Here is a 23,606-nt window from a genome sequence, read left to right as displayed (position 1 = left end):
TCTGAGAGCGATTGAAAACTTCTACATTAGCAACAACAAAATCAGCGACATTCCTGAATTTGTTCGCGGTATGGTAATGGTTAAAAAGGCAGCGGCAATGGCCAACAAAGAGCTGCAAACCATTCCTAAGAGTGTGGCAAATGCCATCATCGCGGCGTGTGATGAAGTCCTGAATAACGGAAAATGCATGGATCAATTCCCGGTAGATGTTTACCAGGGTGGTGCGGGTACCTCCGTCAACATGAACACCAACGAAGTGCTGGCCAATATCGGTCTGGAACTGATGGGTCACCAGAAAGGTGAATATCAGTACCTGAACCCGAACGACCACGTTAACAAATGTCAGTCTACCAACGACGCTTACCCAACTGGCTTCCGTATCGCGGTATACGCATCCATCATCAAACTGATCGATGCCCTGAACCAGCTGCGTGAAGGCTTCGAACAAAAAGCTGTTGAATTCCAGGACATCCTGAAAATGGGCCGTACCCAGCTGCAGGATGCTGTACCGATGACCCTCGGTCAGGAATTCCATGCTTTCAGCGTACTGTTGAAAGAAGAAGTGAAAAACATTAGTCGTACCGCTGAGCTGCTGCTGGAAGTTAACCTCGGTGCAACTGCAATCGGTACGGGTCTGAACACGCCGAAAGAATACTCCCCGCTGGCAGTACAGAAACTGGCTGAAGTCACTGGCTTCGCCTGTGTTCCGGCAGAAGACCTGATTGAAGCAACTTCTGACTGCGGCGCATACGTTATGGTTCACGGCGCACTGAAACGTCTGGCTGTTAAGATGTCCAAAATCTGTAACGACCTGCGTTTGCTCTCCTCTGGCCCACGTGCTGGTCTGAACGAGATCAACCTGCCGGAACTGCAGGCTGGTTCTTCTATCATGCCAGCAAAAGTGAACCCAGTTGTTCCAGAAGTCGTAAACCAGGTTTGCTTTAAAGTCATCGGTAACGACATCACCGTTACTATGGCATCTGAAGCTGGTCAGCTGCAGCTGAACGTAATGGAGCCGGTCATTGGCCAGGCAATGTTTGAATCCATTCACATTCTGAGCAATGCTTGCTACAACCTGCTGGAAAAATGCGTTAGTGGTATCACTGCTAACAAAGAAGTCTGTGAAGCGTTTGTATTCAACTCCATCGGCATCGTTACTTACCTCAACCCGTTCATCGGTCACCACAACGGCGACATCGTCGGTAAAATTTGTGCCGAAACCGGTAAGAGCGTACGTGAAGTTGTCCTGGAACGCGGTCTGTTGACCGAGTCTGAACTGGACGATATCTTCTCTGCACAGAACCTGATGCACCCTGCTTATAAAGCAAAACGTTATACTGATGAAAGCGAACAGTAATCGTGTAGGGTAGTACCGGAGAAGGCACGTCATGATGACGTGCCTTTTTTCTTACTCGAAGTTACTTAAAAACAACAATTTAATATCAACTTGTTAAACAACAAGGAAGGCTAATATGATAGTTTTAGAACTTATCATCGTTTTGCTGGCAATCTTTTTAGGTGCCAGACTTGGGGGTATCGGTATTGGATTTGCAGGTGGGCTGGGTGTTCTGGTTCTTGCCGCTATTGGCGTAAAACCGGGTAATATTCCGTTCGATGTTATTTCCATTATCATGGCGGTTATCGCTGCCATCTCTGCCATGCAGATTGCCGGTGGTCTGGACTATCTGGTTCATCAAACTGAAAAACTGCTGCGTAAAAACCCGAAATACATCACGATCCTTGCACCAATCGTGACCTATTTCCTGACTATCTTTGCCGGTACCGGCAACATCTCTCTGGCAACTCTGCCGGTTATCGCTGAAGTCGCGAAGGAACAAGGTATCAAACCTTGCCGTCCGCTCTCTACCGCAGTGGTATCTGCACAGATTGCGATTACGGCGTCGCCAATCTCCGCAGCCGTGGTTTACATGTCTTCCGTAATGGAAGGTCATGGCATCAGCTACATTCACCTGCTGTCCGTGGTCATTCCGTCCACTCTGCTGGCCGTTCTGGTGATGTCCTTCCTGGTAACGATGCTGTTCAACTCCAAACTGTCTGACGACCCGATTTATCGTAAGCGTCTGGAAGAAGGTTTGGTTGAACTGCGTGGTGAAAGACAAGTTGAAATCAAAGCTGGCGCGAAAACCTCCGTTTGGTTGTTCCTGCTGGGCGTGATTTGCGTAGTTGTATACGCCATCATCAACAGCCCAAGCCTCGGCCTGGTCGCTAAACCGCTGATGAACACCACCAACGCAATCCTGATCATCATGCTGAGCGTCGCGACGCTGACTACGATCGTCTGCCGCGTTGAAACTGACTCCATCCTGAACTCCAGCACCTTTAAAGCGGGTATGAGCGCCTGTATTTGTATCCTGGGTGTTGCATGGCTGGGTGATACCTTCGTATCTCACAACATTGACTGGATCAAAGATACTGCAGGTAGCGTAATTCAGGGTCATCCGTGGTTGCTGGCTGTCATCTTCTTCTTTGCTTCTGCGCTGCTGTACTCTCAGGCTGCAACCGCTAAAGCACTGATGCCAATGGCTCTGGCTCTGAACGTTTCCCCACTGACTGCTGTTGCGTCTTTCGCCGCTGTTTCTGGCCTGTTCATTCTGCCAACCTACCCAACTCTGGTTGCGGCGGTGCAGATGGATGACACCGGTACAACCCGCATCGGTAAATTCGTCTTTAACCATCCGTTCTTCATCCCGGGTACTCTGGGCGTGCTTTTGGCTGTCTGCTTCGGCTTCTTGCTGGGCAGCTTCATGCTGTAAGACTTTACTGCAGGGTGCCTTCGCGCCCTGCAGTTCCTCCTCCTCATCATCCCGCTTTAACTAACATCCTTCCCTCGTCCGTTGTATAGTGACCACTCTTTAGCTGGTTACTCTGTTCTTTCGAGGTGTTTATGCTTGATGTAAAGAGTCAGGATATTTCCATCCCCGATACCGTTGTGGTGCTCTGTACCGCCCCAGATGAAGCAACCGCCCAGGATCTGGCCGCCAAAGTACTGGCGGAAAAACTGGCTGCCTGCGTGACGCTGCTGCCTGGCGCGACCTCCCTCTATTATTGGGAAGGTAAACTTGAGCAGGAATATGAAGTCCAGATGATTTTAAAAACCACCGTCACACACCAGCAAGCCCTTCTCGATTGCCTGAAGTCACATCATCCATACCAAACGCCTGAACTTCTGGTTTTACCCGTCACTCACGGAGACTTTGATTACCGCTCATGGCTCAACGCATCCTTACGCTGATCCTGCTGCTGTGCAGCACATCTACCTTTGCCGGATTATTTGACGCGCCTGGCCGCTCGCAGTTTGTTCCTGCCGATCGGGCGTTTGTTTTTGATTTTCAGCAAAACCAACACGATCTGAACCTCTCATGGCAGGTTAAAGATGGCTACTATCTGTATCGCAAACAGATAAGCATTACGCCATCTCAGGCCGATATCGCCGAGGTAAAACTACCGCCAGGCGTCTGGCATGAAGATGAGTTTTATGGCAAAAGTGAGATTTACCGTAAACAATTGACTATCCCGGTCACGGTCAATCAGGCTAAATCTGGCGCAACATTAACGGTCACATACCAGGGCTGTGCCGACGCCGGTTTTTGCTATCCGCCTGAAACTAAAACGGTGCCATTAAGTGAAGTGTCTGCCAATACCAGGGCGACACCTGTGCCAGTGCCTGCCACCGATGCTTTGCAAGAGAGACCACAACCCGCAACCCAGCTTCCCTTCTCTGCGCTGTGGGCATTGCTAATCGGAATTGGCATCGCATTTACACCTTGCGTATTGCCGATGTATCCGCTGATTTCCGGTATCGTGCTGGGCGGCAAACAACGCTTATCAACCGGACGCGCGCTGCTGCTGACGTTTATCTACGTCCAGGGAATGGCGCTCACTTATACCGCGCTAGGTCTGGTTGTTGCGGCCGCCGGATTGCAGTTCCAGGCTGCGCTACAGCATCCTTACGTCCTGATTGGCCTTGCCGTCGTCTTTACGCTGCTGGCCCTTTCGATGTTTGGCTTGTTCACGCTGCAGCTCCCTTCATCGCTGCAAACACGCCTTACATTGTTGAGTAACCGTCAGCAAGGCGGTTCCCCCGGTAGCGTCTTTGCGATGGGGGCGATTGCCGGCCTCATCTGTTCTCCTTGTACAACGGCCCCGCTAAGCGCGATTTTGCTGTATATCGCTCAGAGCGGGAACATGTGGCTGGGAGGCGGCACACTGTATCTGTACGCGCTGGGGATGGGATTACCTCTGATGCTAATTACCGTATTCGGTAATCGTCTGTTGCCTAAAAGCGGCCCATGGATGGAACATGTCAAAACCGCTTTTGGCTTTGTCATTCTGGCGCTCCCCGTCTTCTTACTCGAACGCATCATTGGCGACAACTGGGGCGTTCGCCTGTGGTCGCTGTTGGGCGTCGCATTCTTTAGCTGGGCATTTATCACCAGCCTGCAGGCAAAGCACGCCTGGATGCGCATCGTGCAAATTATCCTGTTAGCTGCAGCGCTGGTAAGCGTACGGCCATTGCAGGACTGGGCGTTCGGCGTGCCGCAAGCTCAAACCCAGACACACCTTAACTTCACGCCTGTGGCTTCGGTGGATGCGCTAAATCAGGCGCTGGCACAAGCTAAAGGCAAGCCCGTGATGTTGGATCTGTATGCTGACTGGTGCGTGGCCTGTAAGGAGTTTGAGAAGTATACGTTTAGCAATCAGCAGGTTCAGCAAGCGCTAGGCGACACGGTGCTTTTGCAGGCGGATGTGACTGCAAATAATGCCCAGGATGTCGCTCTGCTGAAACATCTACAGGTTTTAGGTTTGCCGACTATTTTGTTCTTTGACGCCGAGGGGAAAGAGCATCCGGAGGCTCGGGTAACCGGCTTTATGGATGCCGCGACCTTCAGCGCACATTTGCGCGATCGCCAACCGTGAGCGACACTTGCAACAGGAAATACGGAGGAGAATACCGTGCAACGTGAAGATGTCCTGGGAGAAGCCCTGAAATTACTTGAGGTTCAAGGGATAGCCAATACCACACTGGAAATGGTGGCCGATCGTATCGATTATCCTCTTGATGAACTACAACGCTTTTGGCCCGACAAAGAGGCCATTCTGTACGATGCGTTACGTTACCTCAGCCAGCGGGTGGATATCTGGCGGCGTCAACTTTTGCTGGATGACACCCTGAGCGCTGAACAGAAATTACTGGCACGCTACACCGCGCTGTCCGAATGCGTGAGCAATAATCGCTACCCAGGCTGCCTGTTTATCGCCGCCTGTACGTTTTACCCCGATCCCGGGCATCCGATCCATCAGTTAGCCGATCAGCAAAAAAAGGCGGCACATGACTTCACCCATGAGCTGCTGACGACGCTGGAAGTTGACGACCCTGCAATGGTTGCCAAACAGATGGAACTGGTGCTGGAGGGCTGTCTGAGCCGCATGCTGGTGAATCGTAGCCATGCTGATGTCGAAACGGCACACCGTCTGGCTGAAGATATCCTGCGCTTTGCTCAGTGCCGTATGGGCGGTGCGCTGACCTAAGCAAGCATGCCCGCAAGGCCGAAATGAGTAAACACAGCGCCATCAGTCTCTAAAACGCACCATCGCCACGGTGGTGCAATATACTCTGTTAACCGCCCGCCCAACTCATCGCCCGACACACCAGCGGGTCCTGCCGCAGCAATTGCACCGTTAGTTACTGGAAACGTCGAAAAGGCTTGTGCACAACTTGCGGTAGTGTGCGGGAGTAATACAGGCCGCGTAACGTTTTCGTCAGCCTTTGCTCATTGAGATAGAAGGTCTGATAGGTAAATTGCCTGGAAGTTTTGTGCAAACTTCAGGCATAATCGCGCAGATTGCCGCAATATTAAGCGGTTGAACATCTTTTCCCGAAATTTGATTGACTGGCAGACGTGAATACGGTTTAATGCGCCCCGTTGCCCGGATAGCTCAGTCGGTAGAGCAGGGGATTGAAAATCCCCGTGTCCTTGGTTCGATTCCGAGTCCGGGCACCACCTTTCCTTTTTTATGCTTCCTTATGAATCCCTGTGTGTATGTAATTCAATAAGTTAGCGTAAAAATCTTTCCCGATGCGTTTTGGTTTATTCCTTGGTATCCGGAAAATTGTGGGTCAGATTGCGGGTCATTCAGTTCGATGAATGATGGAGACCCTCATATGGCCCTGAACGACAGTAAAATCCGCGCGGCTAAATCCCTCGATAAATCTTATAAGCTCACCGACTCGCAAGGTCTGTACCTGACCGTATCCACCAGCGGCGCTAAGCTGTGGTATTTCCGCTATCGCTTCGACGGCAAAGAAAACCGGCTGGCCTTTGGCGCTTATCCACTGGTGACGCTGGCGGAAGCCCGCGAAAAGCGCGATGCCGCGCGTAAGCTACTCGTGTCCGGTATCTGCCCTTCTCAGCTTCGCAAAACCAACGACGCCAGCGTGGATGAATCCCGCACGTTTAAGTTTATCGCCACCGCGTGGCACACCAGTTGCCTTAAGCTCTGGTCGGAAGCCCACGCCGATAAAATCCTCACCTGCCTGAAGCGCTACGTCTTTCCCGATATCGGCGCGATGGATATTGCGAAGATCGAAACCCGCCATCTGGCGCAACTGGTTAAAGCCATCGACGATAAGGGCGTGCATGACGTTGCCGGGCGGGTGAAGCAGCATCTGACCAAAATCATGCGTCATGCCGTGCAGCAGGGCGTGATTAAATATAATCCTGCTTACGATCTGGATGGGGTCGTGACCCCAATCGTGACCCAACATCACCCCGCCCTGCCCCTGAAACACCTGCCGGAGCTGCTTGAGAAGGTGGACGGCTACAAAGGCCGGTTGCTGACCCGTCTGGCGCTGGAGCTGAATCTGCTCGTCTTTCTGCGCTCCAGCGAACTGCGCCTCGCCCGCTGGGATGAGTTCAACCTGAAAGCCCGTATCTGGACGGTGCCTGCAAAACGGGAAGCGGTGAAGCACGTGCGTTTTTCCGAACGTGGCGCAAAGATGAAGGATGAGCATCTGGTGCCGCTATCGGCGCAGGCCGTCGCCCTGCTGGAGCAGATCAAGGAAATTACCGGGGAGTCGGTGTTCGTCTTTGCAGGGGCGCACTCGATGAATAAGCCGATGAGCGAGAACACCATCAACAAGGCGCTGCGGGTGATTGGCTACGACACCAAAACCGAAGTCTGTGGTCATGGCTTCCGCACGATGGCCTGTAGCGCCCTGAACGAGTCCGGGCTGTGGTCAAAGGACGCCATTGAGCGGCAGATGAGCCACAAGGAGCGCAACGGCGTGCGGGCGGCCTATGTACATAAGGCGGAGCATCTGGAAGCCCGTATGGAGATGATGCAGTGGTGGTCGGATTATCTGGATGTGAGCCGCGAGGGGTACGTTGCGCCGTATATTTATGCGCGGCGGCATAAGGTGAGCTGAGTCTGCGGCAATATAGACAATGGAAAAGCAGATCCGGATCAAATCTGGATCTGCTTTTCTTTTTGTACTGAATACCTGCACCAGCCATAAGATCACGGGGGATTGCTCCAGCGCCACGCCCACAGTAACGTGACAGAGCTGCGCCAGATATCGCCGGATACATATCGATCTGCGCCAGTTACAGCCTTTTAAGCCCTTTGGCCTTTTCCGGTCTGGCGCTGTTACCCTTACCCGCCCCTTACCCTTTCAACCTTTTTCCTTTTACTGGCGCAGCTGTCAACAGGAGAGCAGGAGCATGATGCTGTACCAGAGCGATGCTGGATGACATCTGAAAACGCCCGGCAGCCCCTAATCGGCCATACCTTTCGAAATACCATTATTGAAAAGAAAACGTACAAAAAATTTCTACGTCGAAATTTTTTCGGTGGATAACGATGGACAGAGGATATGTTATAAGCTCATGCCTATCAAAAATAACCAAAACCAATAAGTTAATTGCCGATAATTATTGATTTAGTCAGTATTGATAGGAAAGCGTACAAAAAATTTTGCCCCCAAAATTTTCTGTACGAAAACCGATGGATAACCCGGGATTAATAGGAAATCACCCAAAATTATTTGAGGGCAAATAATTTTGTACGAAAACCGATGAATAACCCAGTTTTTTCAGGGCAATGGTTATCAATCAGTGTCCTCCTTTCGCCCGTAAACCTGCGCCACATACCGCCCGCGCCCGTCGCCGTGGCCCAAATCCATCGCCGTCATTGCCAGCGCTTCTTTTTCGCTGAATCCCTGCGCCAGATAATAGCGAATGGCATCCTGCGCCCACGCATAGCGTAACGAGTGTGGGGAATACACGCCTGTTAAACCAATACGTGACGCCTGGCTGTGCCAGTATTTCATCGCACTCTTCAGATCGGGCTTGTCGATCAGCCTGCCGTGACGGCTTTCTGCGACAGCGTTGGCGTTATCCAGCGCCTTCCTGACTGCGCCAGTATCCAGGATCACCGTTTCGCGGGGTCGTCCGCCTTTGGTGCCGAACACCACCGTTAACCGGGACTCACCGCGATCCAGCGCCTGTTGCCACGTTTTCAGCGACCGGGCACTCTGCACTGCTTCCTGCGAGCGCAGCCCCATCAACCTTGAGAGCTCCAGAGCTGCCGCCAGTCCCGCATCTTTTGCGCGGGCGGTTTCCAGCGCATGGCGGTAATGCTCCGGCGTAATGGCCTTCCGCGTACCGTTGCGGGATGCGCCGGACAGACCCAGCGAACGGTTATTCAGCCGCTCACTCTGCGCCAGCCTGTCGCGCCCGGCCTGTTTCAGCAAATTACGGATCGCCGCCATCTCATTTTGCAGGGAACGTTTTGTCATGCCCTGCGCCAGTCGTTCCCGGATATAGCCCTCAATATGCCGCGCTTTTAGCTGTTCTATCCGACGGATCTGCACGTTTTGCGCCACGACTAAACGCTCACAAAACCGCTGCGCCAGCTTAATGCGGTCGTGAACGGTCTTGTGGCTGCCGCCAGCCTGCTGCGCCAGCCGTTTCATTTCCTGCTCCAGGATTCCCATACATTCCCCCTTTCATGATTGCCGCAAATTCATAACCCAAAACCTGATACAGCTTTCCCCGGCGCACAGGCCGATAGCCCCTGAGTTTTGTCGGGGCTGCGAACGATACCTGAGCGCCGGGGCGGCAGCCGTTGAGGTGTGGTGGGGCTTCGGTTGTGCTCTCTGAGCAGCCGCCCGCTTTCGCGGGTTATCCCCCGGATCGTCCAGATCCACCTCGGTATCGGTTCATGTTCTCCTTATTGGTCAAATGGCCTGAAAAGGCGGTGTCAGAGTCCAGCCAGTGGCTGGCGCAGTTGAGTTTTCTGGTGCAGGGCGAAAGAGCTGAGTGCGTCACTTTCCCGCTCAGCGCGGTTAAAGTGACGCACTGGACTGGTACAGTGCTAAAAAACAGATATCTGGCGCAGTTTTACGGTCACGCGGCAGCAAAGCCTTTGGCAATGCAGGCCGCAGCCCGTCGGGTAAAGGGCGCTGAAGGTGTCAGCCGGTGTCGGCTGGCCGGGAAAATTCCGGCGTAGTGCAGACGGGGCCAGCGTTCTGGCGCAGTAAAAGGACGTATCGTGTAAAAACCCGGACCTCCGTCGCGATAATCTGCGACCCGGTGTTTGCAGAGGTCTGCACCGGTAAAGGGATCAACCGTCCAGTAAAGGCGCTTCTTTCAGGTTGTGAAGCGTTGGGCGCTGTCAACGACAGCATAGGGCAAGGGGGAGATTATGCCGGTACCGCTGGCGCGGAAAGGAGAAACTGTTTTTGCATCAAAAAGGTTATTTGCGAACCGGAACTGCCACGTTTCACTTGCCTTCTCCCGATCTTCTGACAGCAAAGCCATCAGAAGATCGGGAGAGCCTGTTTTAACGTGGTCTGAGATAACGGGAAGGCCAGATCTGCTCTGGCGCTACGCCCAGCGCTTCGGCAATCAGCCTTTCACCTTTGGGCCAGTGTCTTATCAACGCGTTTGCCAGCGTGGAGGACGCCAGCCCCGCCTGACGGGAAGTAGCTGACAGCGATGTCCCCTGCTTTTTCAGCGCCGCGATAATGTCGGCGGGATGCCAGTCCGGCTGCTTCATGCTTTCACCTCCACGCCGTCAATGAACTTCACGCCATCGGCGGTACGCAACCAGCGCGGGGCTTTCATTTCTGCCGCGAAGTAGTTGATCAGGTCGTACAGTAGCCAGCTAAGGTATTTCTCCGTTTCGGAGGAAAACCCCTGCCCCGCCAGCGTTTGGGTCAACGCAAGGCAGTAACTGCAAAGTTCGGTGCATTCGGGCCCAAACTGTGGGGAATTCGCAGGGAGGGCATCAACGGTCAGGCTTTCAACAAGATGGGGCGGGACGGGTTCTAACAGCGTGGGCTGGAGCAGCGTCAGACAGGCGTTGATCCTGCCGCAAAGCGCCATTTTCAGTGCCGGATCGGGGCTTTCAATCAGGGTTTCGGCGAAGTTTTCGCAGTGACTGGCAAGGAGGGTGAAATCCGTGGCAGCGTTGAAGGGGACGGAAAGTAACGGGTGTGTTTGGGTGGGGATCGTAGCCATAGTGGCAGCCTCCAACAAAAGTTGATAAACCACCACCTGAGAGGTCAATCTCATGGGTGGTGGAACTGGACGGAGTTGACCTTACCGGCTTTGTTGGCAACCGGCGCACCTCAATGGTGCCCCCGCCCAGCCCACCATTGAGGTGTAGCCGTGCGTACGACATAAAAAAAGACGCAGGCGCGTCAATATGTCGCCAACAAAAGATATTCAGGAGGTCAAGCCCGGCACCTGATTTTGCAGGTGCGAAGCAAGGATACTGCGATTGGTCACAGGCGGCAAGAAAATTACTGGAAGGCGGCTCGCAGAAAATAAAAAACCCTGCTGGTAAGGCAGGGTTCTTTATTTTTCGCTCTCAGGCTGCGGACGGCGACCTGAGCGGCGTTGCGTGATAATAACACTCAGCAGAAGTAGTTTAGCCTGTTTAATTAGCCATTGCAAACAGACCGCCAGCTCTTATAATTCCTGACGCTGAGATTGTCATGCTTCAGGCCAGACCGATTTCAAGCCCTGGCTGCCGGACGGGTGGTGCCGCTGGCAGTGCCCCGGTCTGGAGTGTGATAATAACACTCAGCAAGTGTAAACCCGCACCGACAGGCAATGTAAGGGTAAGGCGCGGGCGTTGCGCTCCTTTCAAAAGGAGAGCGGATGGACACACTAATGCGTAAGCTGATTGTGCTCATCGCCGTACTGGAGCTTTTACTGGCTCTGCTGCGGCTGATTGATCTGCTGAAATAATTCACGGATTGAAACGCACCTAAGGGGGAACGCCAGTTCCCCCTTTAATACATGTGGCAAGCCTTGTTTAAGGTAAGCGTTTTCCCCAAGTTTAATTCTTTCCTTCACTTTGCCAGTGAAACTGAAACGCCGATCTTCTCGTATCCTGCATATTGATGACGTAGAAGTTGCGGGGAAAATACTCTGTTGATGTCTCGCTGAAGGTGTTTAATCCGTATAGTGCGACTTTTTTTCCTGTTATTTCCGTTGGTTCTGGGATGGTGCTGGAAGGCACACGAAAGACCTTAACAATTGAACTATCGGGTAGCAGGATCTTCAGCGTAAGAAGATGATCGTCACTTTCTACTTCAAGTAACTGCCCGCTGATATCGATTCCGCCATGCTGATGATCAGAATGAGACGGTTGCATCTGCCTGCGTAGCTTTTCTGTCCAGGCCGGACACGAGCAACGACAGGAACAATGGGAGCAGTGCATGCCAGGACAAGCCAGCTCGTATAGTGGAAGTGGGATATTCCGTGGCAAAAGTCGATTAATATTTTTGATAATCGTAGTGACCCGTTCAATCAGGCCTGTATTCAGTGTCCCTTCCCAGCTATCACGGCTCCCCGTCAGAACTAGCCCAATATCCATATCAGGTGCCCGCTCTTTTACCATTATGCCATAGGCCGCAATCTGTAACAGGTTAGCTTCTTTCGGCTGGTTTTGTTCGTCTGTTACCTTTCCGGTTTTCAAATCAACTATGTTTAACCGATCGGGCCGCTCCTGATATATGAGGTCGGCCCGCCCATGCATATCGAAATCACTGCTGGTCAGCATAAGCTCCCGGCCAACGGGTAATGTTTTTTCGTGTGCAGGACCCCCTTTTATGAAAACAGGCGGCAGAAGCGATCTGACGTAGCGGATCTGGGTAACAAGCATTTGGCGCGACACCAGCCCGGCAACGCCGTGACGGTCATATACCCAGTTTGCTACCGGCCCGGCGCGTCGATTGGCTGTCAGCGAGGTCGTAAAATCATTTTCCAGTTGCCTGAGAGTATAATTCCCGAAAGCGGCCTCCCGGTGTGTCGCTGAATTGACGCGTTGATGTATTACCTGGCCCAGAATGACGCCCGGATGCAGCGGTAAACGTGCGTAAGAATGAGCTTCACTTTCCAGCAGGTATTTCGCCGGGCAAATGACGAAGCTCCCCAACAGAGAAGGAAGCACCGGACGAGTACGCGATAGCGTCATTTCATTCATTGCATTATCACTCCTGAGATGAGGACGCCTGAGTCCGTAATTTTGCCATTTCAGTCCCCATGCGGCGGGACAATGCAAAAGTATTCGTCGCGTCTACGTCCACCTCATATGAGAATGCCTCAAGTTCCGGATTTGCAGCAAATGCAGCATCGGGATCCCAGAATGGATGTAATACGGCGGCCCAGCGCCCGTCCCCGGTGCGAATCACGGGTATATTCCCCATCACTTTTACGTCACTGTCGCTATATAGAGAAGCGGCCTCTTTGGCTAATCGTAGGGCATTTACCGGCCAGTCAGCCACGCCCGGAGAGGTAAAATCACCGTTCAGCCCGGCGCTATAGGTTTGATCCAGAAGAAGTTGAATAACATCCAGTCCCAGACGCCAGTCCAGCAATCCGTGATACGGCTGGTTTCCGTACCTGTGCAGGCAGTGATAACACCCCTGAAAGCAGCGTTCGCGATGATCGGGTTGCAGGAACTCAGCCAGCGGGTAGGCCGTTTTGTTATTTAAAATATTCTTCATGATCTCAAGGATAATGAGAGAACCGGATGCGCCCTTCTGCTGTAGCCGTTCACACAACCCTGAACCATTAACCAGACGATCGGCCATTTGCAGAACCGGTACCGACGTACCGTTCTTCAGCATTTGAACGCGGGGTTCCAGAATTTCGATTTCTTCAGGATCAATATCCAGCAGCTCTTTTGATGCATAGTTAACAATGATAAAAGATGCCGAGAGCGCAGCGGCCCTGAATGCCGGGGTTAGCGTGGAATACTGTAGCCGGAGACCCGGCGGGGTTTGTGCAACCCTCAGCGCCAGTAGATCAGTCACTTTAGGCGCGGCAAGATAAAATGTGTTTCGGGTTTCTCCCTGATCGGTAAAGCGGTTTTTAACTAACAGGTCGGCCTCAATAATTTGACTATCCATCCAAACCCGGTTCGCCCAAAGCGGCTGGTAAGTCCCCTGCTTTCTGAAAGGGACCGATAGGCTCCCCTGTGTTGCGCTGAAACCACGCCATGTTTTATCGGTATAAATTCCCCGATTCAGGCGGTGCAGACATGTCTGTGGCTGAAGCTGTATCGCCACATTAACGTCAGGTTCTGGCGTTGCAGAAAAAGTGTAGGCTTCTGCAATTGATACACGGCTGGCCATGGTCAGGATCTGATCAAAATCCTCTTTGGCCGATTTTGGTTCCAGCGTGGTGATAAATCCATAAGGAACATAGCATTGATAGCGTTCCGCTTCATCCATAACGGCACCGCAGATAGTACATTCGGTAGCCTGCGCGTTTGCAGGAGCCCAGATGTTGCACACCGGACAGGCGGTCATTGTTCTGAGTTCACCCGGTTCGCAGGCATTTGAATAAAATGAGCGTGGATTTTTTCTGCTCTGTTTAAGCATTCCACTATAACCTGCCGTAAAGTAGCGTCGCTTGTCCTGAACCAGAATTTTTCCGGGGGCAAATTCCTGTATCGCAATATCCAGATCGCGATCCATACTGGCAAATTCGATTTCTTTTTCGCCTGTACTGACAGGCCTTGTCAGCAAAAGGCGTGATCGGGTCGGCATGCCATACATTGGGAATTTACCGTGTTCCGCCAGCGCTTCTGCCAGCCCTTTCGCCTCCATCGCACTGTCGTTCAGTACGACATTAATATCCTGAATCAGTTGTTCCGGCGTCAAAGGCTGAATAATTCTCTGGAACAAATGGTGGTCTTGCTGCGTGCAAGTCCGGGCAAATTCATCGCGCGCCAGGATGGTTGCTTCGATGGCCTGCTGGATTTTTGGCAGCCAGTCCGTTTGGTTTTCTTTCAGCCAGTGCACCGGGAAAAACTCACCGTGGTTATCAGGGGCGTGCGCGTAGTCGTCAACCGGCCATGGGTGAGATGCTTTTTCCGTTTGCTGCCTTAACCATTTGAATGCCGATACCAGCCAGATTTTTCGTACCAGTCTCTGGCAGATCATTTCCAGCTTTGTGGTCAGAAACGGTGGCGGAGGGAGATCGCCGGTAATTTTTTCCGGATGGCGGAAGTAAAACAGATCGTGGCTCTTGCTGCGACACGCGGTTAAGACGAATGAAAACGCCTGTCCACGTCGTCCGGCACGTCCGACACGCTGTTGATAATTAAAGCGCTGTGGTGGCATGTTGGCCTGAAAGACCGCGCGTAAATCACCGATATCCACGCCCACTTCCATCGTAGTGGTTACGGAAAGCACATCGACCACGCGAGCTGCCCGATCAAGGTCTCGATCGGGCACAAAATCTTTCATTCCTTCCGGTAAAATATCATCGTCGTCGGCAATCAGAATACCTTTAAACCGGCGCAGCCTTGCCGCCGGGTTTTCGGTCATTCCAGTCAGTTCCTCGGAGCGCATCCGGCGAATACCAGAAGAATGTGAGAGGCGTTTGCCGAGATAGTGTTGCATCTGGAGCGTTTTTGCCTCGCTGCATGGCGTTTCTGGTAAAGGAGAGTGGCAACGAGTACAGATTCCCGCGCCGGTGTGCATGTGTATACGCCCGCAACGGGAGCAGCGCCAGACGCGATCGGCAGGCTCCGCCAGTCGAAAGTGCATTTTGCCAATATCAATAATACCACCCTGATGGCCCGCCAGCTCCAGTCGCCGGAGAAAACTATCAATTAAAGATAAAGGCTCGCCTCCCAAACGCTGGCATATTGCCTGCGTAAAGCTGTACAGGCGGTTTCTGCGATTGACATCGCGCGCTGAACTCCAGCGTGTTTCCTTTGTTGTGTATTGTGAAGGGGTAACCCGGTATGCGTCCGCCAACACACGAAACATTGCGTCATAAATCGCGAGCTGTTCCCGTGAGTCGTTTCCGGTAATGGGAAGGCAAGGATAACCCCAGCCGGACTCTTCCAGCGCGAAGTAGGTTTTACTGAATACGCTTTCTCCCACCAGCCGTTTCAGATCGCGTGAAATCTCCTGTCGTGCCACCAGCAGGTTGTCTTCATAGGATGGAAGCGCCTTCCAGCACCACGCCCCTTGCGCGTTCTTTTCAAAGAGTTGTTGCCATGCAAAGGTCAGCGTGCCTTCTTCATGTTTTTCAGGATCGGGAACCGGCGCGATACCAGTACGATCGGAAGGGTGAATGCCTGCATCTACCTGCGCGCTTAACAGCAGGCCAAGCGGTTGGCCGGCATCCGGTGATTCAGGTTCGAGGATTTCACGCAGAGGTATGCTGTCCGCTTCAGGTTTTGATAATAACCCTCTGATTTTCTTTCGTTCATCAGCGAGTTGATCCAATTCATCCTCTTCCTCATCCGACCTTACGTTGAGGTTAATCAGTGTCTTGTTCCGGTTCTCTATCTCTGCCTGGCGTACTTTTAGTTGGTTATGGGACGGTTTATCAGCCGCAATGGACTGTAGCGAATGGACAACAATTTCTCGTCTGACGTCGTCATGATGACCCGATTCCAGATCGAGCGCCGCCCTGGCGGCATCCTGACGACTGTCCGAAAACGTTACCAGTTGCTCACGGTTACCCGATCGCTGTAGTTCCGCCATTAGCGAGCTGGCCAGTAGCTGTGTCGTTTTCGAAAAACCGACGCGAAAACTACGGATTGGAGAGAGCTTACCTTTGCCGTATTTGTAGGATGTACCACATGCCGGACACTCAAAAGGTAGTGCCGTTCCCGGCGACTGGCTGGATGACTGGCCTCTTTCCGGGGTGGCAAATTCACCGGGTTTGACATAATAGAACCAACCTGCAATATGGTTTTCTGGTAGTGGTTCTAAGAGCGATACAGGGTGTTGAATGGTGGCGGTAAATGGATCGTAACTGGCTTTACCCCATGTACCGAAAGCATCGTCGCCATTTAACGTTTCGTTGCCTTTCGGCCAGAAACGTTCGACGACGGGCATAAATAGCGCGTATTCTTCAGCAGATCGGCGTTCTATCATGACTGATTTTGCGTGTTCCGGTAGCTGTTCCGTATCCGGGTCGTTGGGTAAAAGTTCAATTCGACTTTCTGAACCAGAAAAGACTGAAGGTTTACCACCCAAAAAGAGATTACCGCAACATTCACAATAGAGTAATTCGACACGCCGCGATGTTTTATCTTTGCCGTAACGTAAGCCGGACTCTACGGTAAGATCGCCAAAATAGCGGTGATTGATTTCTTGTGCAGATGCAGCGCAGGGGGCGGGTAATGGTGCGGCATATAACCCTTCCAGGGCGCGCAAAAAAGCATGCGCGCGAAAACGCGGCGCACCGATATCATCAGGAAAGGCATGTGAAAACCATTGCGGCCAGTCGCCCTCTGTCGAGCGTAACCAGATTAATGCCCGGAGCGCTTTTTCACTATGGGGTTGGGCGCTAAACAGGCGTGAACTGAGCATTTCGATTGACGTGGCTCTCGGTGAATGATCGTCCGTATAGCAGCCACTTTCAAGCAGGTTGGCTGCCTGTAAGACGACACGTTGCGCCAGTTGCTCTGTAGAGGCTTCACTGGCTGTCATTCCCATGCTGCGGGCGACATTCTGCCAGTGTTGTAATGATGTAAGTGGTGCTTGCTGTAACTGAAGCACTGCGTGATAAAACGCCTCCAGATCCCCCTGGAAAAAAGACATATGGCCCGGAGGAAGGGGGTCACCTTTGATAATACATTCTCTCCAGTCGCTGGAGGAGGCACCTGAAGGTAATCCCCGCTGACCGAACATCCCCCATAAATATTCGACGCTTTGATCACCTTCAGGCCCTTCAACAGGTAAAGAGGCGCTGGAGGCCAGAATACGCAATTTGTGTCGGTGTTTTTCCTGATCCAGCCCCAGCCGGTTGATCAAATGCTTAAGCAAGTAGCTGACTTCGGTACCGGCGGTTCCTCGCTGTAGATGAAGTTCGTCAAGGATAAGATAAAAATAGGCATCAGGGTCGCGCTCAATCCACTGTCGGGTTTGTTCAAAAATAGGATCGTCCACCTCACGAACCAGCATCGTTGAAAGCATGCTGGTGTTGGTGATCAGAATATCGGGCGGTGTCTTTTGCATTTCCCAGCGGCTGAGAACCTCTCCGCCTGCGGTTCTGGGGAAATTAAACGATAATTCTTTATCCTTACTCTGCTGCGCTTGTCGTACAGCCTCCTGATGGGTCTCTTCTGTTAATTGCATATACTCACGTAGCTCAGTGATTTTTTTAGCCGCGCGCTTTTTCTCATTTTTTTCTTCACTGAGTCGGGGATGTTTAAGCCAGCCAGTTACTTTAGTTGCACTAGTATAACGGCCAAAGAAGATCCGGTTGCCGCCGAAATGCGTATCCATGACATTATGAGCTTCGCTGGAATCCAGCGCGCGTCGCATACGTACCAGTTGATCTTCTACCAGGGCATTCATCGGGTAGAGGATCAGCGCGCGTACCGCTTTCGGACGTGCGACGGCCTCATGGTCGCGCATAAAAGTGGGCTGTTTATCCGCTACCTTATGCCACCACGGTTGCCAGTGCTTCAGCGCCGGACTTTGCGGCCAGCCAGTGGCTTCTTTTGCGATCTGCGCCAAAACCGGCAGTAAAAATGATTCGGTTTTACCGGAACCGGTTCCGGAGGTGACGATGCCCGGCGTCCCTGGCTGTACCCCTCTTTTCAGCATGTCCAGTTGATGGGTATAAAGGTTAAAACGCCCCTTAGTTGGGTCCGTTTTATTGCGGGGCAGAAGTCCACCTAAACAGAGGTCGATGAATGCAGCCCTTTGTTGGGCATTAAACCCTGGCAACCATGTCTGACCCTGAACATCATTTCGTAATTCGCTGATAGTTAAGCCATAGTGCTGATATCGGGGCATCGGTTCAAGAAATAGATCGGCGCATAATGTCCCTTGCTGTTCCAGTAACGCGCGCCGTTCAGACTGTATGTTTAATGAATCAATACGGAAAGCCGTTTCAAGGTACGAAATATAAAAATCTCTTATTGATTCAAATGTTTCCAGTGGGTTATTCATTATTATTCCTCTGCTTATAACTGGAAAAGGTGCTCAAGTACGCTTGCCGATTCGCCGGTAGTCATTTCCTGAACATATGGCCCTAATTCTGGGGCAAGAGCGTCAATCGTGGTCGCAATATCTTGTGTTGTACTACGGCCGAGACCGTAAGCCAGACGGGCAACGGCTTGCGCTTGTTCATCAGGAAGTAAAGAGAGTAGCGCTGCTTTTAGCGCTTCCCATGGAGCACAAGCCTGGTGCTCTGGCTGGTGGTTGTCCACATACATTGTCTGCCATAGTTCTGGAGTAGTACGAGAAGGCGTGATGTCAGTATTTTGCTCAAATGGCCGTTCATCCGACCATATATTCTCTGCCAGAAACAGGGGTAACTGGTGAGCAAGAGGAGCCTGCAATGGAAACGTGCTTTTCCCGGTGGTGAATGTGAGTAAAAAAAGTATCGGGTGCCGGATGGGCAAATGTCGTAGAGCCTGCCGCCGATCCGTCCAACTGCATGCGGCAGAATGGGGAGTTCTGAACAAACACTCGTGGAGTTCAGGGAGTAGAGTTTCTGGCGGAGTGCGGTTAAAACCACGCAATTCAACAATGCTCGCCAGCCCTGCCTCTTGTTGCTGGGTCAAAAAATCGCCCAGCGTCATGGTATGAGTATCGCCAGATAAGCGGATCAGCGTGGGGGAGTTCATTAAATCACTGAAGCTAAAATGATCGCTATGTACCGACACTTCCCCCCAAACATTACCGGCTAAAAGGTTCGCTAATGAGGCGATAGCCTGTTTTGTCTGTTTTCCCATCAATCCGACCGCGGGTGTAATACTCGCAGTGGCAATCAGGCTGGATAATAAAGATTCACTTAGTCCCGTCGCCAGTGCCTGTTTTTCGATAGCCGATGATAGTTGATATTTGCGAGTCAGAGCGTTCGTATCTTCTAATGGGAAATTAGAATTTGCTGATTCGGCTACAGATTCTGGTGTTATTCGTTGTTGGGCAGGTTGCTCTTGCGCTGTTTCATTTTTGATTATCGCCCGCAGTAACGCTGTCTGGGCCAGCGTTTCCACTCCCGCTTGAGATGCGGCTTCGAAGGTCTTTTTAATCCGTTGTTCCAGTTCATTTTCTTGCTGACGTAGCGCTTTGTTAATGCGATCAGTTTCTTTTTTCAGCTTTTTCTTCTGATCGGCTATTTCATTTTCAAGCTGTATTTTCTTTTCAGATAATACTGTTATTGATTGTTTAATCTGGTGCTGTTCGTCTTCGTAACGAGCCAGTATTTCCTGCTTCTCAATATTAATTTGCGTCTCAACCTCAGGTAAAGCCAGTAGCTGTTGAGTCGTATCATTAAGAAAGGATCTCGTATCTGCTATCTGTTCCAGATGAGATACTGCACGAAGATAGGATGCCTCGTTATCAGACTCATGTTCAGCGATAAAATGAGTTAAATTTTGTAGCTGCCCTTTACTGAATTGAGGAAAATATTTTGCTGAATCAGTTCGTTTAAGCAGGCGTTTTATCCACGTGCTGGCTTCAGCGCAATCATATTTTTCACTCACCTGAGGGAGTTCAGTGATTACCGTGAGGACATGAGAACCAAGTAGTGTCTGAGGAACCTGACGATAACTCTCCAGCGGCATATCAAAGTCATATTTTTTAGGATCAGGCAAGTCACCCGGTAATCTCAGGGATACGTCATCACTTAGCTGAAAAATGACCGGCGTATCGTTTTGCGGCTGGTAGTTGGTGAGTAACCACTCCCTGACAGCGTCAGGCTCATCGGAGGCATGAGGCAGCGCGACGACAGGATAAACGCGCGACAGGTAGTCAGTAATGACATACTGCGCGGGTTTATCAGACGGCTGATATCGGGCTTTCCATATTGCCATTTCATCCCGAGTAAATTTTTTGCTGAAATTACTCTCAAAACCGATGGCTTCACCACCATGAGGGAAAAGATCTTTTACGAGTACCTCTGGGAGGTCTCGTAAGTTGCCATCAATTAACAGACTAACCGGCGTAACAAAAAAAGCGCCGGACGCGGTTAACGCTAACACTTTTCCAATGAATATAACTTCGTCCATCGCACCGTCGATTTCTTTGGACACAACGGGAGGAGCTTGTATTACACTGGTACCATCCATTGTTTTAAGGTCGTTACTGGCTTCAAATTGATCGATAAGTTCACCCAATTTCCGCGCCAGCGGTAAAGAATGTTCTGATAGCTTTGTCCGCCATCGATTATCGGCTGTATACGTTCCCTTGAGTGCGTCAACCAATCCCCCAACAAACAGTGGAATAGTACGCTCCGGTATAGGAATTTCTTTACCCTGGATAATTAAAGCACATTGTTCAATGTCTTCATCAGTGACATTAATTGTCAGGGAGTCAGAAACACCATGTTGGGATAAATCAATTTGTTCGCCGTTCAGGAATTTCGTTATAATTTCAGGACAGTCAGAAGAAATATAGAATCCAAGAATTGTGCGCCATAGCGGTTTACAGAGCTCAATATCTTCCGTGTTGCTTTCTGCTTCTAACAGATCCCTAAGAACGGTTTGTGGATCATTTTGTTCAGAAAACGTCAAATTTTCACGAAGCCAATCAGACACAACAGGTTTGGCCTTAGGTGGTAATGTACGGAGAAAATGTAGCCTTTTTTCTGGTCCTTTCGGTAAATTATCCGCTTTAGCGCCATTTCTGGTGAGCCTTTGTTTGCACTCTTGCAAGCATCTGCTCAATTCATGAGATTCTGTACCGAAGTAGTACATTTGGCCCAGCCGATCGCTGATAATACTTTTCTTTTTAGCCATCTTAAACGTTCTCCTTACTACCTGATTCTGTAAAATTATTGTAAGGTTCTTCGCAGCTTGCGTGTTGTCAGTGCTCTGCTCCGTCGTGCCAACGCTCGTTGACAGGAGGGGAAGGTCATTACATTGTTCCAGAGTGGAACTTTCCCCCCTGCAAATAAGTAACCACCATTATCTGTTATCGACAAGCATCCATGAGCAACGTGGATCCACCACTGTAAAACGGCGGGCGGTAACGCAATGATTTTCGTTGACCAGCACCAGTCGCTATCGCCTTTTCGCATACCAAGCGCTTCTCCTGAACATATCAGCTGAGCCATTAAGGCCCAGGAGAAGCTATCGGTTTGCCAGTATCCGGCGTTCTGCCGAATAAAATAACGATAACGCTGTTTTTCCTGACACCGTATCAATAGGTTATTAGCCGTTTGAGTAAGCCGCTGTTCTTCTGACCATTGATATTTTTCAGCTTGCCAAAGCGATACGTGAAGATCCGGGGGTAAAGCTGGGATAAACTGCATTTGAGACAGCGGCAGCAATACTCCACTCAAAGCATTTACGGGGAAATCGTCGTGATTAACTAAACGTAACCCAAACTGCTCAATGAAAGCATGGACACGCTCTCTGGCTGATAGATGCAATTCAATACAACCCATTGAACAGCCGTTACCCTCAACTAACCGACGCCCTATGCGTTCACCGTCATTAAGTGCTTCTTGTAGAAAATTACGTTCACTTCTTGTAAACATCCCCAGAATTCGGGCAACAATTCCCTGTTCAGTGACATCAACAGAAATGGTTCTTTCAGCCAATGAGACTAACGAATATGGCGCATGACGTCGTTGTACTACACAAAGCCAGCCAGCGGCAAAGAGCATGCGGCGCAATTGCCATTCGGGTATCCTCGTTACCTGTGATACGGGTTCAATATGCTGTTTTAGTTCACCAAAAGGCAATGTGCTACGACGTTGAAAACGCAAGGCCAGCGCCTCAGCGATCCAGTCAAATGCAGCGGGTATATTATGTAATTCAGTATATTGACATGTTACAGGAAGGCAATTTTCATCCTGCCATAACATCTGAGTACCACTCAATGGCGTTATTTCTTCGCGTTTCAGTGGGGGGACCACTGCCGTATCCCCTAACGCCATTAATACTCCCGATAGTCCATCAGTAAGCCAATCATGTGGCTCTGTAATTTTACAATAAGTGGCGTAAGGTGCATGATCTAACACGTGTACATCAAAATTTACTGGGATATCTGAATGCGCTAACGTAAGTTCATAGCGACAAAATGCCTGACCAGATATTTCCATCAACTCCCCTGGTGGAATGAATAATCCTTCAGCCCCCTGAGATAGCGAGCCATGAGTTAGTTCTTCTCCATCTTTATTGCTAATGACATAGCATCCTCTTAGTACATCAGGCATATGAATAATGGGTGTGCTGGCAGGATTAAGCAGTATAGCCTGTCCAAACCGCGCAGCGCCCGACATACGAGGTCGGGCAGGCAGCCATCCCTGTATAATAAAACGACGGGCATCTTCTGGTATCAAATGGGCTATCTTATCCAGCGTTTGCCTGCCAACTTTATCGGAGGAAACTATCGACCATTTGGTAGATTTAATATCCCAACGTTGTGTTCTTTCGCCAGCCTTCTTCAAGGCTGTGAAAATACTGTCTGCATATTTATGGTGAAGTATTAAATAGAGTGGAGAATTATCATAATATTCTCCTTCTGAACTAATATGGCAAAAATCATCACGAAAAAGCGGCAAACACCCAGACCGCAGTGCTGCCCCCACTCGTGATTTATAGAGATTACCCTTCCGTTTTTTTAATAGTAAATTAAGGACATTTAGTGTGGTTCCTATATCTCGTTCGTAATATATATTATTATAGTTCTCTATTTCATTGGGCAATGAGTAATAACGCTGAATTTCTGAGGCAGTAGCAGCTGCGTCATCCATAAGAAGATAAATCTCTGGATAACCTGAATCGTTAAACTCCAGGTGAATACAATACTTACCATTTTCTTTGAGCTGTTCCCTCTCTGTATGTACAGTGATATCACGAACAGCGCCCCAAAAAGGAGAGTCATAAGCCTGCTGCATGGCAGCCTTTGAAAGTAATGTTCTGAACTCAATAAACTCCTGGTTAAAAACCTCGCCAAAATAAGATATATATTGATGTACTAGCTTATTAACTGACTCAAAAGTTGAATGGCTATCTAATTCATTATTGACAAGTATATCCCGTAAAAAAACCTCATCCTTATAGCAGGGAAAAGCAATTCTCTTGGAATATCCGATCAATCTTTCATGTTTTGATGGTTCTGGGAGGACTAA

General features: G+C 50.6%; 14 protein-coding genes and 1 tRNA gene. 8 read left to right on the top strand and 7 right to left on the bottom strand.

The genetic code is table 11. From position 1 onward, the window contains the following. The 7 genes from aspA to KQJ19_RS15685 all read left to right on the top strand — a co-directional run. Positions 1-1,357: aspartate ammonia-lyase (gene aspA / locus KQJ19_RS15715; RefSeq protein ID WP_216403834.1), on the top strand; the 1,357-nt coding region annotated here is incomplete at its 5' end. 115 nt (positions 1,358-1,472) lie between these two features. Then, entirely contained in the window at positions 1,473-2,774 is a 1,302-nt protein-coding gene (gene dcuA, locus KQJ19_RS15710) for an anaerobic C4-dicarboxylate transporter DcuA (protein ID WP_016151387.1), read from the top strand. A 131-nt stretch (positions 2,775-2,905) separates the two neighbouring features. Further along, positions 2,906-3,253 carry a divalent cation tolerance protein CutA gene (gene cutA, locus KQJ19_RS15705; RefSeq protein WP_003025447.1) on the top strand — a complete coding sequence of 116 codons (348 nt, stop codon included), beginning with the start codon at positions 2,906-2,908 and terminating at the stop codon, positions 3,251-3,253. Continuing rightward, complete coding sequence (locus KQJ19_RS15700) at positions 3,229-4,938, top strand: protein-disulfide reductase DsbD (RefSeq protein WP_047500037.1); 1,710 nt, start codon at positions 3,229-3,231, stop codon at positions 4,936-4,938. The genes cutA and KQJ19_RS15700 overlap by 25 nt, the downstream gene beginning before the upstream one ends. 36 nt (positions 4,939-4,974) lie before the next feature. Beyond that, positions 4,975-5,550 carry a transcriptional regulator gene (locus tag KQJ19_RS15695; protein WP_016151385.1) on the top strand — a complete coding sequence of 192 codons (576 nt, stop codon included), beginning with the start codon at positions 4,975-4,977 and terminating at the stop codon, positions 5,548-5,550. A gap of 397 nt (positions 5,551-5,947) precedes the next feature. Next, positions 5,948-6,023: transfer RNA gene (locus KQJ19_RS15690), tRNA-Phe, on the top strand. A gap of 161 nt (positions 6,024-6,184) precedes the next feature. Then, complete coding sequence (locus KQJ19_RS15685; RefSeq protein ID WP_216403833.1) at positions 6,185-7,447, top strand: integrase arm-type DNA-binding domain-containing protein; 1,263 nt, start codon at positions 6,185-6,187, stop codon at positions 7,445-7,447. Between the two features lie 681 nt (positions 7,448-8,128). Here the strand turns inward: KQJ19_RS15685 and KQJ19_RS15680 are convergent. Then, entirely contained in the window at positions 8,129-9,016 is an 888-nt protein-coding gene (locus KQJ19_RS15680) for an integrase domain-containing protein (RefSeq protein WP_216403832.1), read from the bottom strand. A 263-nt stretch (positions 9,017-9,279) separates the two neighbouring features. Here KQJ19_RS15680 and KQJ19_RS15675 point away from each other — a divergent pair, with 263 nt between their 5' ends. Then, positions 9,280-9,531 carry a hypothetical protein gene (locus tag KQJ19_RS15675; RefSeq protein ID WP_253296358.1) on the top strand — a complete coding sequence of 84 codons (252 nt, stop codon included), beginning with the start codon at positions 9,280-9,282 and terminating at the stop codon, positions 9,529-9,531. 333 nt (positions 9,532-9,864) lie between these two features. On the opposite strand, the gene KQJ19_RS15670 is transcribed toward KQJ19_RS15675, so the two are convergent. The 6 genes from KQJ19_RS15670 to KQJ19_RS15645 form a co-directional block, all read right to left on the bottom strand. Then, entirely contained in the window at positions 9,865-10,080 is a 216-nt protein-coding gene (locus tag KQJ19_RS15670; protein WP_133960011.1) for a helix-turn-helix transcriptional regulator, read from the bottom strand. Continuing rightward, positions 10,077-10,544: a hypothetical protein gene (locus tag KQJ19_RS15665; RefSeq protein WP_216403831.1), complete on the bottom strand. Its 468-nt coding sequence runs from the start codon at positions 10,542-10,544 to the stop codon at positions 10,077-10,079. Before KQJ19_RS15665 ends, KQJ19_RS15670 begins: the two co-directional genes overlap by 4 nt. Positions 10,545-11,370: 826 nt before the next feature. Next, positions 11,371-12,519 carry a PD-(D/E)XK nuclease family protein gene (locus tag KQJ19_RS15660; RefSeq protein WP_216403830.1) on the bottom strand — a complete coding sequence of 383 codons (1,149 nt, stop codon included), beginning with the start codon at positions 12,517-12,519 and terminating at the stop codon, positions 11,371-11,373. Between the two features lie 7 nt (positions 12,520-12,526). Beyond that, complete coding sequence (locus KQJ19_RS15655; protein WP_216403829.1) at positions 12,527-18,469, bottom strand: DEAD/DEAH box helicase; 5,943 nt, start codon at positions 18,467-18,469, stop codon at positions 12,527-12,529. 14 nt (positions 18,470-18,483) lie between these two features. Next, positions 18,484-21,264, bottom strand: coding sequence for a kinetochore protein (locus KQJ19_RS15650; RefSeq protein ID WP_216403828.1), 2,781 nt, complete (start codon positions 21,262-21,264; stop codon positions 18,484-18,486). 35 nt (positions 21,265-21,299) lie between these two features. Beyond that, positions 21,300-23,606, bottom strand: a 2,307-nt coding sequence (locus KQJ19_RS15645) for a hypothetical protein (RefSeq protein WP_253296357.1), incomplete at its 5' end; no start/stop codon positions are given.

This window comes from Citrobacter sp. S46_ASV_140 (genome assembly GCF_018919545.1).
Lineage (GTDB): Bacteria > Pseudomonadota > Gammaproteobacteria > Enterobacterales > Enterobacteriaceae > Citrobacter > Citrobacter braakii.
Note: the sequence above shows the minus strand (reverse complement) of the source record. Positions and strands in the feature narration are given on the sequence as shown.